The sequence below is a fragment of the Embleya sp. L77 genome, assembly GCF_055557415.1.
The window spans coordinates 2432732-2447630 of sequence record NZ_CM145710.1 but is presented as its reverse complement, the minus strand read 5'-3'; the positions used below and the strand labels follow the sequence as shown (position 1 = coordinate 2447630).

General features: G+C 71.6%; 12 protein-coding genes. 5 read left to right on the top strand and 7 right to left on the bottom strand.

What is annotated here, in order from left to right; translation table 11 throughout:
- Positions 1-18 precede the first annotated feature (18 nt).
- A complete protein-coding gene (locus ACZOOI_RS40450; RefSeq protein ID WP_465281804.1) occupies positions 19-1104 on the bottom strand; it encodes an NADH-quinone oxidoreductase subunit B family protein in 1086 nt (361 codons plus the stop codon).
- Between the two features lie 165 nt (positions 1105-1269).
- The gene (locus ACZOOI_RS40445) at positions 1270-1959 is read right to left on the bottom strand and encodes a TetR/AcrR family transcriptional regulator (protein WP_465281803.1); all 690 of its coding nucleotides are present in this window, start codon (positions 1957-1959) and stop codon (positions 1270-1272) included.
- A gap of 143 nt (positions 1960-2102) precedes the next feature.
- Here ACZOOI_RS40445 and ACZOOI_RS40440 point away from each other — a divergent pair, with 143 nt between their 5' ends.
- The gene (locus tag ACZOOI_RS40440; RefSeq protein WP_465281802.1) at positions 2103-3575 is read left to right on the top strand and encodes an MFS transporter; all 1473 of its coding nucleotides are present in this window, start codon (positions 2103-2105) and stop codon (positions 3573-3575) included.
- Positions 3576-3620: 45 nt separating this feature from the next.
- Positions 3621-4754: a GDSL-type esterase/lipase family protein gene (locus ACZOOI_RS40435; protein WP_465281801.1), complete on the top strand. Its 1134-nt coding sequence runs from the start codon at positions 3621-3623 to the stop codon at positions 4752-4754.
- A 278-nt stretch (positions 4755-5032) separates the two neighbouring features.
- On the opposite strand, the gene ACZOOI_RS40430 is transcribed toward ACZOOI_RS40435, so the two are convergent.
- Genes ACZOOI_RS40430 through ACZOOI_RS40420 form a run of 3 tightly spaced genes read right to left on the bottom strand, consistent with a single transcriptional unit; the run spans position 5033 to position 7033 of the window.
- Positions 5033-5869 carry a phosphotransferase gene (locus ACZOOI_RS40430; protein WP_465281800.1) on the bottom strand — a complete coding sequence of 279 codons (837 nt, stop codon included), beginning with the start codon at positions 5867-5869 and terminating at the stop codon, positions 5033-5035.
- Between the two features lie 2 nt (positions 5870-5871).
- Entirely contained in the window at positions 5872-6849 is a 978-nt protein-coding gene (locus tag ACZOOI_RS40425) for an MvdC/MvdD family ATP grasp protein (protein ID WP_465281799.1), read from the bottom strand.
- Positions 6842-7033 (bottom strand): hypothetical protein, encoded by a 192-nt coding sequence (locus ACZOOI_RS40420; protein ID WP_465281798.1) that lies wholly within the window; start codon positions 7031-7033, stop codon positions 6842-6844. The genes ACZOOI_RS40425 and ACZOOI_RS40420 overlap by 8 nt, the downstream gene beginning before the upstream one ends.
- A 229-nt stretch (positions 7034-7262) precedes the next feature.
- On the opposite strand from ACZOOI_RS40420, the gene ACZOOI_RS40415 reads away from it, so the two are divergent.
- From ACZOOI_RS40415 to glgX, 3 genes are all read left to right on the top strand, one after another.
- Complete coding sequence (locus ACZOOI_RS40415) at positions 7263-7784, top strand: type II toxin-antitoxin system RatA family toxin (RefSeq protein ID WP_465281797.1); 522 nt, start codon at positions 7263-7265, stop codon at positions 7782-7784.
- Positions 7785-7906: 122 nt separating this feature from the next.
- Positions 7907-8713 (top strand): rhomboid-like protein, encoded by an 807-nt coding sequence (locus tag ACZOOI_RS40410; protein WP_465281796.1) that lies wholly within the window; start codon positions 7907-7909, stop codon positions 8711-8713.
- Between the two features lie 145 nt (positions 8714-8858).
- On the top strand, positions 8859-10982 hold the full coding sequence (glgX, locus tag ACZOOI_RS40405; protein ID WP_465281795.1) for a glycogen debranching protein GlgX: 2124 nt from the start codon (positions 8859-8861) through the stop codon (positions 10980-10982).
- Between the two features lie 98 nt (positions 10983-11080).
- Here the strand turns inward: glgX and ACZOOI_RS40400 are convergent, their stop codons facing one another.
- Both ACZOOI_RS40400 and ACZOOI_RS40395 read right to left on the bottom strand, forming a co-directional pair.
- Positions 11081-13093 carry a phosphocholine-specific phospholipase C gene (locus ACZOOI_RS40400; RefSeq protein ID WP_465281794.1) on the bottom strand — a complete coding sequence of 671 codons (2013 nt, stop codon included), beginning with the start codon at positions 13091-13093 and terminating at the stop codon, positions 11081-11083.
- A 38-nt stretch (positions 13094-13131) separates the two neighbouring features.
- Positions 13132-14568 carry an endonuclease/exonuclease/phosphatase family protein gene (locus tag ACZOOI_RS40395; RefSeq protein ID WP_465281793.1) on the bottom strand — a complete coding sequence of 479 codons (1437 nt, stop codon included), beginning with the start codon at positions 14566-14568 and terminating at the stop codon, positions 13132-13134.
- Positions 14569-14899: the final 331 nt, after the last annotated feature.

The following is a 14899-nucleotide window of genomic DNA, read 5'->3' as shown; positions in this document are numbered from 1 at the left end:
TCGAGGACTGCGCGCGGCTCACCAGGGCGGGCGGTAGCCGGTGGTCAGCTTGCGGTCGGAGTGGCGCCACTTGGGTTCCTTGTCCACGGTCTGCGCGGTGATCGAGCGCAGTTTGCGGATCAGCAGGCCGTACGCGCCGCTGGCGGTCGCGGAGACCTTGCTGCCGGGCGGTTCGTCCATGAACGGCATGAACTTGTCCGGGAAGCCGGGCATCGTGCAGGCGATGCAGATGCCGCCGACGTTCGGACAACCGCCGACGCCGTTGATCCAACCGCGCTTGGGCACGTTGCACTTGACCACCGGACCCCAGCAGCCCAGCTTCACCAGGCACAGCGGCGAGCCGTACTCGTCGGCGAACTGGCCCTGTTCGTAGTAGCCGCCGCGGTCGCAGCCCTCGTGCACGGTGGCGCCGAACAGCCAGGTCGGGCGCAGTTTGTCGTCCAACGGGATCATCGGCGCGGACCCGGCGAGCTGGTAGAGCAGGTAGGTCAGCGTCTCGGCGAAGTTGTCCGGCTGGATGGGGCACCCGGGCACGCAGACGATCGGCAGGCCCGCCTTGGAGGTCCAATCCCAGCCCAGGTAGTCGGGCACGCCCATCGCGCCGGTCGGGTTGCCGGCCATCGCGTGGATCCCGCCGTACGTGGCGCACGTGCCGATCGCCACCACGCCGGTGGCCTTGGGCGCGAGCCGGTCCAGCCATTCGCTCGTGGTGATCGGCTGACCGGTGGTGGGGTCGTCGCCGAATCCGCACCAGTAACCCTCGGGCTTGATCGACTCGTTCGGGATGGATCCCTCGATCACCAGGACGAACGGGTCGAGTTCGCCGCGTTCGGCCTTGAAGAACCATTCGATGAAGGTGTCCGCGCCCTGGACCGGGCCGCACTCGAAATCGATCAGCGGCCAGTGCACGGCGATCGGCGGCAGTCCGGGCAGCGCGCCGGTGACGATCTCCTCGATCGACGGCTGCATCGCGGCGGTCAGGGCGACGGAGTCGCCATCGCAGCTCAGACCGGCGTTGATCCACAGAATATGGATCGCGGACGGTGATTCGGCCGGCGTGGCGGCGGTCGAACTCTCGGCGGTGTTCTCGGACGTGGCGCGCATGACGACGCCTCCTCGAAAGGTTACGAGTCAGACATAACGGACTCCTGAACCTTCCTATCAGCCCACCACGTGACGCGCCTCACATCCGGGCCATCCGGGCGAGTCGCGACACGCCGATTCCGCGGCGTCGCCGAGACCGACCGGCCGCCGCGGCACCGGTCCGCGTCAGGACGCCGGCGGTGCGGGCGCGACCCGGGTGGGGGTCGCGGCGGCTGCCGGGCCGTAGCGGGCCAGGAACATGTCCACGCCGCCCGTGATCAGCCGCCGGGTCAGATCGGCGTCGGGGACCGCACCCGACGAGCCGTAGGCGATGTGCGGCATCAGGACCAGACCGGAGAGTTGGATCGCGGCCAACGGCACGTCTTCGATCGCGAGTTCGCCGCGCTCGACGAGTTCCGCGAGCGCCGTGCGGACCACCACGTGGAAGCGGTCCGGTCCCAGCTCGCGCCAGGTGCGCCCCAGGTCCGGCAACCGCGGCATCGAGCCCATCACCACGTTGTGCAGGGTGAGCACCTCGGGCGTGGCATGCCCCGCCACCCACGCCTCGCAGATCGCGGTCAGGTCGGCCCGCACGTCCGTCGAAGAACCCAGCCGCTCCTCGATCAGGCGGGTGGACTCGGCGAGCGCCCGGTCCAGGATTTCGCCGACGATCGCCGTGAACAGGGCTTCCTTGCTGCCGAAGTGGTTGTAGACGGTCACCTTCGCGACGCCCGCCTCGGCAGCGATGGTGTCCATGCCCACCTGGTAGCCCTCGCGCAGGAAGGCCAGCGTGGCCGCCTCCAGGATCGCCTTGCGCTTGCGCGCCGCCCGGTCGCCGGAAGGGATGCGCTTGGGGGTCTGCTCCGCTGCCCACACAGTCGTGTCTCCGTTCGTCGAGCGCAGTCTAACCAAGGTGAACCGAACCGGTGAGTTCATCCGAACCGCACCGTTGAGTTCAACTGAACTGCACTGTATGGTTTGGTCTCCGAAGCGGGCCGTTTCCGAGAGGGGATCAGCACATGAACCGCATGAAGCACATGACGCACATGCCGCACGTGACGCACGTGACGCACGTGACGCACGAGCAGGCTGCGCGGTCGGCGCGACCGGGGCCGGCATTCGCGCTGCTCGCCGCGGTGCAGGCGATCCTCAACACGTCGGTCACCATCACCTCGGCCGCGGGGCCCGACATCGCCGCCGACCTCGGCCTCGGCGCATCGGGCCTGATCTGGGCCGGCGCCGCGTACACCCTGGCGTTCAGCGGCCTACTGCTGCTCGGTGGCCGGGTGGCCGACCTGCGCGGACGGCGGGCCGGCTTCCGGATCGGCACCGCGGTGTTCGCCGCCGCGTCCCTGGCCGGCGCCCTCGTACCGGGTGGTGGATGGCTGATCGCGGCCCGACTCGCCCAGGGCGCCGGTGCCGCACTCGCCGCACCGGCCGCGATGGCGCTGGTCGGTGACGTGTTCCCGGCCGATGCGGCCCGTCGGCGGGCGATGGCCGCGTGGGGCGGGCTCTCCGGGGTCGGTGCGGCACTGGGCATGCAACTCGGCGGCGCGACCGCGACCTGGGCGTCCTGGCGATGGTCGTTCGCGGTGCTCGCGCTGGTCGGGCTCGCCGTCGCCGTGCTCGCCGGCCGCCATCTGCCGACCGGCCCGGCCCGGGTCCCCGGCCGGGTGGACGTACTCGGCACGGCCCTGGTCACCGGCGGCGTCGCGGTGCTCAGCCTGGGCCTGGTGGCAGTGGGCACCCACGGCTGGCTCGCCCCGGAGGTACTGCTGCCGCTGGTCGTGGGGCTGCTGCTGCTGGCGGCCTTCGGCGTGGCCGAGAACCGGGTCGCGGCGCCGCTCGTGCCGCTGCCGTTCCTCGCCTCCCGTCGACGCGTGGCCGCGCTCGCCACCGGCATGCTCGCACCGATCGCCGGGTCGACGGCCGCGTTCTTGATGTCGCTGTACTTCCAGCGGGTGCTGGAGTGGTCCGCGCTGCGCTCGGCGATGGGCTTCGTCCCGTACACGCTGATGTTGATCGCGGTCAGCGCCGGCAGTGTGCCGATCGTGGCCCGGTTGGGCGTGCGGTGGACGGCCGCACTGGGTCTGGTCACGATGGCCGGCGCCTTCGTGCTGTTCTCCCGGATCGGCCCGGACGCGGCCTACCTGGGAGCACCGCTCGCGGGCATGCTCACCCTGCCGATCGGCATCGGTCTGACCGCCGCGGCGGCCGTGGTCGCCGCCACCCGCGGCGTACCGCCCACCCAGGCCGCCCTCGCCGGCGGCGCGTTCAACACCACGATGCTGCTCGGCCCCACGGTCGGCATGGCCCTGTTCGCCTCGCTCGCCGACGCGCACACCGGCACCGGCCCCTCCCCCGAACAGGCGGCCACCGACGGCTACACGTTCGCCTTCCGGGCCGCGGCGGCGCTGTTCGCCCTCGCCGCGCTCGCCGCGGTGAGCCTGCGGGCCCGCCGTACCCCCGCCCCCCGGCCCGTCCGGGTCTGAGCCCCACCGAACCGCCACCCCACCCATCGAAGGAGATCACCGATCATGACCACGACGACCTGGGTCGCGGGCTTCCGCTCCGCCGTGCTCGACCCGAACGAGAGCATCCTGATCCAGCCCTCACGGGGCTTCCGCAACCAGACGGTGCGGCAGATCCTGCACCTGGACGGCGGCGGTACCACGCTGCGGGTGCTGCTCAGCAACGAATACGGCAAGGAACCGCTCGTCATCGGCGCCGCCCGGGTGGCCGTCGGCACCGGCGGCAGCACGATCGACCCCGCGACGGACACCGTGCTGCGCTTCGGCGGCGCGGCCGAGGTGACCATCCCGGCCGGCGGATACCGCAGGAGCGACCCGGTGGAGTTGGCCGTGCAGGCCGGAACCGACCTGGCGCTGACCCTGTACCTGCCCGGGGACACCGGCCTCGCCACCTACTCCGCCACCCCGTCGCAACTCGCCTACGTGCTACCGGGCAACGCCGTCTCGGCGAGCTTCGTGGGCGCGGAGGAGGCGGACAACCGCTACTTCGTCGCCGGAGTGGACGTACTGGCTCCCGAAGGCACCGCGATCGCCGTGGCGTTCGGCGACTCCTGGTTCGAGGGCGTGGGCACCTCCACCGGTGCCAACCTGCGCTTCCCCGACCAGTTGAACCGGCGACTGCACCGGGGTTGGGTGGTCAACCAGGGGATCGGCGGCAACCGGTTGCTGACCGACGAGGTCGGTCTGCGCGGTCTGGCCCGATTCGACCGCGACGTGCTCACCGTGCCCGGGGCCACCCACGTGCTCTTCCACTTCGGCCTCAACGACCTGGGCCTGCCGGGCATGTCCGGCGAACCCCCGGCCACGGCGGAGGACCTGATCGCCGGATTCACCACGCTGGCCGCTCGGGCCAGGGCGGCGGGGCTGACCGGCATCGGGATGACCATGGGCCCCTACGCCGGCACCATCTATCCCGGCATCGACAGCGCGCAGGGGCAGGTGATCCGCCGTCGCGTCAACGACTGGATCCGCACCGCGGCGGTCTTCGACGCGGTCGTGGACGTCGCGGCGGCGGTTCAGGACCCCGACGAGCCGGACCGCATCCGGCCCGACCTGGACAGCGGCGACCACCTGCACCTGAACGACGCGGGCGCACGGGCGATGGCCGAGGCCGTGGACCTGTCGTACCTGCGACTGTGACGGCACCACCGGACCGGTCGGGGCGGGCGCCGGGTCGTCCCGGCCACGGCTCCGGGCACCCGACGGGAATCCGGCCCTCACCTCCCGTGGCGGGGGGCAGGTATCCGCCCCACACGCCCCGACGGGCGCCCGAACCTCCCATCCCGCGACGCGGCGGCGGGCGCTCGGTCCACACACCTCCGGCAGCCGACGGGCGCCCGGCCCTCGCGTCCCGCGACGCGGCGGCGGGCGCCCGTCGTGTGTTTCACGGCGGCGAATGCCGGGCACCGCCGTGCCGTTCAGCAGCGGTACGGCGACGCCGGGGTCACCGCGGCCCGGTCCCTCGGGTCCAGTGACATCGTCGCCTCCAGGAGTGCCTCCAGGTCGGGGTCCGGCCACGGGCGCACGGCGGCCAGCGGGGGGCGATGCCGGCCGGTGGCGATGTCTTCCAGGATGTCGGGGGCGCCGATCCGCCCCCCGATCGCCCGGTCCGTCGCCGGCGCGCTGCCGGTCCACGCCGCCCGGAACGAGGCGCCCAGGCTGTACACCTCGGCGGCGTCGGTGAGGCACACGTGGTGTCCGGGCCCGGTGTCCAGGAGTTGCCGGGCGATCTCGGGGGCTGTGGTCAGGTCCATCCCGCCCCGATAGGGAAGCGGCAGCGGAAGCAGATCCGGGTGATGGGTCAAGTCGTGGTCGATGAACTCGATCCCGTCGCCCGGGGTGACCAGGATGTTCATCGGCTGGATGTCCCCGTGGTGCCAGCCCACCGCGTGCAGCCGCGCCAGCGCCGCGAACGCCCGCCGGGCCAGCGCGGGCAATCGGTCCGCGGGGCCGGGACCGGTCCGGCGGGCCGACTCGCACCAGCGCCACAGGGTCATCCCCTGACGCCACTCCACCGCCGTCCACACGCCGTCGCCGACGTGTCCGTGTGCGCCGCCGACCGGATACAGGCCCTGTTCGCGCAGTATGGTCAACGCACGGGCCTCGTGGTGCAGCGAGACGGCGTCGGCCGGCCCCTCGGCGGTCTTGATCCGCCACCCTCCCGCCCGCCAGGCGTGTGTGTGATGCGAGGTCAGCGGGCGTGGCCGGTCGGCGATGCCGAGGGTCTCCAACGCGGCGGCGAGCAGCGGATCCATCGTCATATTCTCGCGGACGCGCAGGACACGACTCTCCTGCGCCGGGCCGGTCCCTCGGCGAGAATTCGGGCGAGTTGCGCCGAGATCGGCAGGCCGGTCGCACTCTCGATCCAGCCGAACTCGCCCACGCAGTTGGTCTCCAGGTAGGTCCAGCCGGCCGAGGTGACCACGAAGTCCAGAGCGGCGTAGACCAACCCCAGGTCGCGCACGTGCTCCACGCACGCCCTCGCGATCTCCGCCGGCGGGTCGATCGCCCGGTACTCGGCCGCCTCCCGCGGAACGGCCCGCCAGTCGAGCGCACCGTCCGTCCTGATCGCGGCGGCGAACACCCGATCGTCCACGACGGTCACCCGGGCGTCGAACAGTCGGTCCTCGACCAGGGCTTGCAGGTAGTGCAGGGTGCCGGCGATGCCCGCCAGGTCGTCCGTGAGGTGGATGCGGGTGGTCGGGATGAAGGTGGTGTGCCGCTGGGTGAGCGCCTTGACCACGACCTTGTCCCGATGTGTGGCGATGAACGCTCGGGCCGCGTGCGGATCGCTGGTGAACAGCGTGTCGGGCACCGCGAAACCGTTGCGCGCGGCGGTCGCCAGTTGGGTGGGCTTGTGCAGTGAGGCCGCCACGACAGTGGGGTCGTCGATCCACACCTTCAGCGGGTGGGCGCGCAACAGGCCCAGCAGTGCGGTGGTGTTCTCGTCCGCACGCCAGCGCTCCTCGGCGGTGGCCAGTGTGTCCGGCCGGGTGGGCTTGCGCCAGTAGACCGCACAGCGCTCGTCCAGGGTCACCGTCGCCCGTCCCGAGGCCAGCACGGTGTGCCAGTGCCCACCGGCGAACCGACCGGTGACCAGCGGGCGTTCGCGCAGGCGGCCCGGGTCCAGCCGGAGCAGGGCCACGGGGCCGCCGAGGAGGTGCGCCGCCACCATGTCGGCGGTCAGGTCCTCCTCGGTGGCCACGATCACGACGCTCGCGTCGTGATCAGTCATCCTTCTTGTATCCCCTGGGTTCCTGCGTTCCGGTGTAGGTGCCGGAGTCGACCGCGTGGATCAGCAGCGTGCCGCCCGGGATGACGTTGACGCACAAGTCGGGATCGTAGTGGTGCCGGGGCAGTGCGGGCGCACCTCGGGTGGGAACGGGGGCCCTGCGGCCGAGAATCAAGGGACCGGGCATGACCTCTCCTGACTGTGGGTGTCCGACGCCCGAAACGGTGCGTCATCTTCATCAACGCCCGGATGGGGCACATCAGTTGCACCCGCATGGCAAAAAGACGCGGCCGACCCCCTCCGGCTTCGCCCGGGACGGTCGCTCCGAACGCGATGCGACCGACGCGAGCGGGTCCGCCGGCCCCGGCCCGGACCGGGTCGGACGCGGATCGGGTCGACCTGACAGGATGGCCGGCATGCCCCTGGTGGAAGCGTCGGTCGAGGTACCGGTCGACCCGGCGACGGCGTTCGCGGTGTCGCAGACGACCGGCGCGGTGCGCAGGCGATGGGATCCGTTCATCCGCAGGCAGCGCTTCCTGGACGGTGCCACCGAGCCGGGCAAGGGCGTGCGCACGCTCACGATCCATCGGGCCGGCTTTCGGATGATCAGTGAGTACGTCTCGTACCAGCCGCCGACCAACGTGGGCATGCGGATGGTCGAGGGGTCGTGGTTCTTCGCGAAGATGGGCGGCGGTTGGCGGTTCACCCCGGTCCCGGGCGAGCCGCGTCGCACCCGAGCGGTGTGGCGCTACAACTTCGGCTGTCGTCCGCGCTGGTTGGCGCCGGTCGCCGATCGCATCGGGACGCTCGTACTCCGGCGTGAGATCGAGCACCGCATCGCCCGCTTCGCGCGTGCGTGCTCCGACCCGGTCGTCCTGGCCGCGATCCGCGGCGGCGACGCGCGCCCGCCGGGCGGCGACGGAGCTGCGCGGGACTGAGCGCGGCGGAGCCGAGCCGCCCTTGTCCTGCAGCAGGTCCGCCCCGGCGGGGCCTGTGCGCCGGGCCCGACTACGGCCGGCCGGTTGTTCGTGGTTGTATCGGGGCGAACGTCTGCCTCCCGATGGGAAGACCATTGCCCGTGCCCGGCCAGGATTCGACCCGGCGAGCCCTCGGCGCAGCCCGCGACTGGGTGGTCTCGGCCCCCGGTACCTATCTCTGGCTGCTGATCCTCTATGTGACGACAGCCGACCAGTACATCCGGCTGACCGCCGACGAGCGCAACGCCTTCCTTCGCGAACAGAGCACGAACCTGCACAACCTCGACACCGCGCCGCTGCGGGTGCTGGTGACCAGCGCCGCGTGGGACCAGGGTTTGCACCTGTTCAAGTTCACGGTCATGTTCACCGTGCTGTGCGCGGTCGCCGAGCGGTGGATCGGGACTCGGCGGTGGCTGGCCGTCGCCGCACTCGGGCACGTGGGCGCCACCTGCATCAGCCAGGCGATCGTGCTGGCCCAGGTCCACGACGGGACGGCGGCCCGGAGCGCGCGCTTTCAGCTGGACGTCGGTCCCAGCTACGGGTACATGGCCGTCGCGGGGGTGCTCTGCTACCGCATCGCCGGACCGTGGTTGTGGCCCTATCTGGCGGGCCTGGCCCTGTACGTCGGCCTGCCGATGTTCGTGCATCGGGACTTCACCGCGATCGGACACCTGAGCGCGGTGTTGATCGGGCTGTGCTGCCGGTGGTTCACCCGCGACCGGCCGAAGTGGGACTCGGGCGCGTGGTGGCGCACGGTACGGCCGCGGATCGGGCCGCCCGGGTCCGCGCGGCAGCGTGCGGGGCCGGCGGGTAGCCCCTTCCCAGCCGCCGACCCGGTCGAGGCGGCACCCGCCTCCAAGCCGTCCGGCGGTTCCCCGAACGGGCGCTGAGCCGCCCCATCCACACCGACCGCTCCTTCGCGCGCGGCATATCGGCCCGGGTGCGACACGTATCGGCCCGATTCGCGACCGGACACGCCATTGCACCGGGCCGACGATCGGATTAGCGCCCGATATGACCGGTTAATGTCGCTTCATGCAGGCATGGAATGGCAGCTCCCATCCCCTCGGCGCCACCTTCGACGGCTCGGGCACCAACTTCGCGGTGTTTTCCGAGGTCGCCGAACGCGTCGAGGTCGCGCTGATCGGCGACGACGGCACCGAGCAGCGGGTGCAACTGCCCGAGGTGGACGGCTTCGTGTGGCACGGCTACCTGCCCGGCGTCGGTCCGGGCGCGCGCTACGGGTACCGCGTGCACGGACCGCACGATCCCGACCGGGGGCACCGCTGCAATCCGGCGAAGATCCTGATCGACCCCTACGCCAAGGCGATCGACGGCAACACCGACGGCCACCCGTCGCTGCTCGACTACCGTCCCGAGGCGCGCGACCAGCAGAACACCTCGGACAATCTGGGCCACACCATGTTGTCGGTGGTGACCGACTCGACCTTCGACTGGGGCGACGACCGCAGCCCGAATCGTCCGTACCACGAGACGGTGATCTACGAGGCGCACGTCAAGGGCATGACCCGCACCCATCCCGCCGTCCCCGAACACCGGCGCGGCACCTACGCCGGCCTCGCCCATCCCGCCGTGATCGAGCACCTGACCGCACTCGGCGTCACCGCGATCGAGCTCATGCCGGTGCACCAGTTCGTCCAGGACGGATTGTTGATCGGCCGAGGATTGTCGAACTACTGGGGCTACAACACCATCGGCTTCCTCGCCCCGCACAACGCCTATTCGTCCTCCGGGAGCCGCGGCGAACAGGTCACCGAGTTCAAGGCGATGGTCAAGGCCCTGCACGCGGCCGGGATCGAGGTCATCCTCGACGTGGTCTACAACCACACCGCCGAAGGCAACGAGTTGGGGCCCACGCTCTCCTTCCGCGGCATCGACAACGCCTCGTACTACCGCCTGGTGGACGACGATCCGGCGCACTACTACGACACCACCGGCACCGGGAACAGTCTGCTGATGCGGCACCCCAACGTGCTCCAGCTGATCATGGACTCGCTGCGCCACTGGGTCACCGAGATGCACGTGGACGGCTTCCGCTTCGACCTGGCGGCCACCCTGGCCCGGCAGTTCCACGAGGTGGACCGGCTCTCCGCGTTCTTCGACCTGGTCCAGCAGGATCCGGTGGTCAGCCGGGTCAAACTGATCGCCGAGCCGTGGGATCTGGGCGAGGGCGGCTACCAGGTGGGCAACTTCCCGCCGCTGTGGAGCGAGTGGAACGGCAAGTTCCGGGACTGTGTACGCGACTTCTGGCGCGGTACGGACGGCGTGCTGCCCGAGTTCGCGGTCCGCCTGACCGGTTCCGCCGACCTGTACACGAGCGAGCACCGCAGACCCCTGGCGGGCGTCAACTTCGTCACCGCGCACGACGGCTTCACCCTGCGCGACCTGGTGTCGTACAACACCAAGCACAACGAGGCCAACGGCGAGCAGGGCCGCGACGGCGCCGACGACAACCGCTCGTGGAATTCCGGCGCCGAGGGCGACACCGACGACCCGGGCGTACGCGCGCTGCGCGAGCGTCGGCAACGCAACCTGCTCACGACCCTGTTCGTCGCCCAGGGCGTGCCGATGCTCTCACACGGCGACGAACTCGGCCGCACCCAGCACGGCAACAACAACGCGTACTGCCAGGACAACGAGATCGCGTGGATGGACTGGGCCCGGGCCGTCGCCGACCCGGCCCGGCAGGATCTCCTGGAGTTCACCCGCGGCCTGGTCCGGCTCCGCGCCGAACACCCCGTGCTGCGCCGCCGGCGCTTCTTCCGCGGCGACGACGGCACGGACGGCCCGGCCGACCTACTGTGGTTCCGCCCGGACGGCGCGGAGATGACCGCGAAGGACTGGGACCGACCCGACGCCCGCTCCGTCGTGGCCTTCCTCAACGGGGACGCCATCTCCGAACGGGATTCCCGAGGCGGCCCGATCGTCGACGACTCGTTCCTGTTCGTGCTCAACGCCCACTACGAGGGCGTGAACGTGCGCATCCCGGTCCTGCACGACGACGGCGACATCTGGCACGTCGCCGTGGACACCGCCGACCCGGACGGCGCCGACGAGGTGGAGGTCAAGGCGGGCAGCGTCCGGTCGGTCGAGCCACACAGCGCCCTGGTGCTGATTCGGCGCCGCCGGCCCGAGTGAGCACCGGAGCCGCACTGCCTCGCCGACCGCAGTGAGCCCGGCCCGCGGTGCCCGGCCGCCCGGAATCCGGGGGCCGGGCACCGCGGGCCGTGTGCCGATCAGTCCCGGTTCGAGGGGTGGACCGTGCCGGCGTAGCGGCGGGTGAACCCGTCCGCCGCCGCGACCGTGACGTCGTACCGGCCGTGCGCGTCGGTCGGCCAGGTCACGGTGTCCCGGTCCCGGGAGCCGACCCACTGCTCGCGGGCGGTTCCGCCGAAGTCGTTCGGCGTGATGGTGAAGCGCACGTCGGTGTCGCCCTCGTTGGCCAGCCGAAGCTCCACCCGGGCCGCGTCGGGCCGGCTGCCGCTCAGCGTGGCCCGGACCGACGGGACCGCGACGTCGCGCTGTGGATCACGGACCACGATCCCGGCGAACCGCCGGACGAAGCCGTCCGCGCCGTGCACGCTGAAGTCGTAGGCGCCGTCGGTGCCGGCGGCCTCCCAGACGTAGGTCGCGCTCCTGCCCGGTGCGACGGTGAACGGGGTGCCCGCGAACGGGAGCACGATGTTGGGGAACACGGTGAAGTGGTAGGTCACGGTGCCCTCGTTGGTCAGCGTGCACTGCACCCGGCCGGTCCTGCGGTCCACGGTGACATCCGCCCAGGGACGGTAGGGCAGCGGCCGGTGCGGTCGGTAGCCGGGTTCCTGGGTGGGCACCTGCTGGGCGCCGGTCGCGGGCAGCTTGACGCCGGGCAGCGCCTTGGCCGCGTCCGCCTTGGCGATCAGCGCGTTGGTGTCGGGCAGGGCCGGGATGGTGTAGTCGGGTCGGGCGAAGTCGAAGCACGAGGTGAGGTCGCCGCAGACCGCACGGCGCCACGCGGAGATGTTGGGTTCGTTCACCCCGGTCACCGTCTCCAGAAAGCGCAGCACCGAAGTGTGGTCGGCCACCTGGGAGTTGACGTGCCCACCACGACTCCACGGCGAGGCGATCCACAGCGGTACGCGCGTGCCGAGGCCGATCGGCCGGCCGCCGACGAACTCCTCGGGGGTGCCCGGCTCGGGCATCGGCGGCACCACGTGGTCGAAGTAGCCGTCGTTCTCGTCGTACATCAGCAGGAACACGGTGTGCTTCCACACCTCGGGGTTGGCGAACATCGATTGCATCGCGGTGTTCACCCAGTGCGCGCCGTAGTTGGGTCCGGCGTCCGGGTGTTCGCTGAACAGATAGGGCGCGACGAGCCAGGAGACGGTGGGCAGCGTGCCGTCCTTGCAATGCGCGTCGAACGCGGTCAGGTCCCACTTGGTCATCGCGTTGAGGTAACGCGGGTCGTCCTTGGGGAAGTTGTGGAACTGCTTGAAGTAGGACAGGCCGTTGTCGTCGTAGTCGCCGTAGCGTTCGTCCTTGCTCGGGTTGTGGTACACGCGCCAGCTCACCCCGGCGGCGGACAGCCGCTCGGCGTAGGTGGTCCAGTCGGCGACCGGGTTGTCGGTGACGGGGGTGTTGTCGATCCACGGACCGGTGGTGCCGTCCCGGCCGGGCCCGGCGGTGCCCGACCACAGGTAGAGCCGGTTCGGGTCGGTGGGGCCGTTGAGCGAGGTGAAGTAGGCGTCGCACACGGTGAACGCGTCGGCGAGGGCGTACTGGTACGGGATGTCCTCGCGGGTGAAGTAGCCCATCGAGCGTTCGCCCTTGGCCGCGACCCAGCGGTTCTGTGCGCCGTTGTTGACCGCGGTGTGACCGGTGCTCCAGTCGTGCGGGAGGCCGCCGGCGTTCTGCGCGTTGTACTTGGTGGAGTCCATCCGGTACGGCAGCAGGTAGCCGCCGTCGGTGCGGCCGGGGTGCGGCTGTCGGAACACGTCGTCGCCGCCCGGCAGCACCAGGCCCTGGCGGTCGGCGAAGCCGCGCACGCCCGCGAGGGTGCCGAAGTAGTGGTCGAAGCTGCGGTTCTCCTGCATCAGGATCACCACGTGCCGAACGTCCTTGATACTGCCGGGCTTCGGCCGGCGTGCCGCGTCCGCGGCGGGGTCCGGCGCCTGGTCCGCGAGCGCGGGGGTCGCGGTGAGGCCCACCGCGCCGGCCGCGCCGACGGCGGCGGAGGCGCCCACGAAGGAGCGGCGGCTGAACTCGGTCATGACGAACCGACCTTTCGGTGAGGGGAGGTGACGCGAAGTCAGGCGCGCAGCGTGAAGGTGGCGACGGCGGCGGCGTGGTCGCTGGGCCAGCCGTTGCCGGCGGTGCCCGGAATCGGCTTGGGCCAGCCGGTGACCAGGTTGTGCGCCTCCTGGGCGGACAGCGGTCCGGCGGTGTGCAGCGCGTCGATGCGGTCCTGCGGCTGGGACGGGTCCACCGGCGACCAGGTGTTGCCGGGCTCGCGGGCCGGGTCGTGGTGGCGGTCGCGGAACACGTCGACCAGTCGGGCCTGTTCGAGCAGTCGGGTGACCGGCCAGCGCACCGGCCCGGACGTCCCGTGGGCACCGGCGGTGCGGGCGGTCCAGTCCAGGTGCGATGGCGAGGCGAGGGCTCCGGCGAGCAGCACCGGGGTGTCCCGAGCCGCGTGCAGGTCGGGCGCCATCGCCGTGACCAGGGTCTGGGCCTGGCGGTGGCGCAGGCTCGCCCGTTCGGCCTCCTCGGCCTGCGCGGGCGTACGGCCCCGGCGAATCCCGATCGGCCCGTAGTCCCCCTCGTCCAGGCGCGCGGTCCACACCCGGACGGCCCGTACCCCGGGCGCCCGCACGGTGGCCGCGACCGCCGGCAGCTCGGCGCTCGCGGGGCGCGGGTCGGTGAGCGGGTGCCGACTGATCAGCGCAAGTCCGGCCGGGTCCTCGTACACCGCCCAACCCAGCGCCTCGGCCACCGACTTGCCCAGGGTGCCGCCGGTGTCCTGCAACGCCAGCACGTCCAGATCCTGGGTCAGCGCGAGCCGCAACACCTTGGTCACCGCGCCGTCCACGTGCCTGCCCGCATCCCAGGCGTCGAGGCCGGCGACCTTGAGCGTGGCGCTGCGCGCGTTGCGCCGGACCGGCACCTGCACGGTGAGCTGCGACGTGGCACCGGTCGCGCCGTCCCGGCCCTCGACGGTGAGCACGCCCGGCCGGCGCACGCCGCCACGCGGAGCCTTGGCGGTGACGACTCCGTCGGCACCGACGCCGAGCCAACCGTCGCCGCCTCGGGCACGGAAGGTGACGCCCTGGCCGGACTGTTGCCCGTTCGACGCGGTCCACAGTCCGGCCAGGCGCACGGTCGCGCCCTCCCCCGGGGCGACCGCCGCGCCGGTGACGGTGTCCACCGCGAACCGGGGCCGAGGCGGCACCGGCCGCACCGCGAAGCCGAACGGCGCGGTCTGCGCGAGGATCCCGTAGCCGTCCTTGGCCAGCAGGTAGGCGGTGTAGGGGCCGTCCGTGAGTCCCTGCGTCTCGATGGTCACCTCGCCTTCGGCGGTGGTGACGTACTTCCAGGCCAACGACCCCCCGTTGCCCGGCTGTCGAGCCCCGTCGTACACCCCCACCCAGTTCTTCGCGTGCGGCGCGTCGGTGGCGAACCGAAAGGTCAGCTGATCACCCTCCTTCGGCACGGTGGGACGCAGAAGAGTGAGCGAACTCCCTGACATATCGTCAATTCCTTTCCGGAGCAGGCGGGGTGAAGGTGCACGTGACGGCATTGCGGTGGACAGTGGCGAACTCGGCGCCTGGGACCGTGACCGGGGCGGGGCCGACGGCGATCGGGGTACTGCGGCCACGGGAGGCGGGCACGGAAATACTCCAGGCGGAAGTCGAGTTGTCTGTACAACTCGGCTCAGTAGGCCGGCACCCGATGGCCGGAGCGTGAACGCACGCGCTCCGGCGGGCAAGCTTCACGGGAAGAGCCCGGCGCACCCGGACGAAGCCCCCGACTACAGGTGCGGGCACCCGCGATCGGCTCGGTGGGGGCTGCGGCCAAGG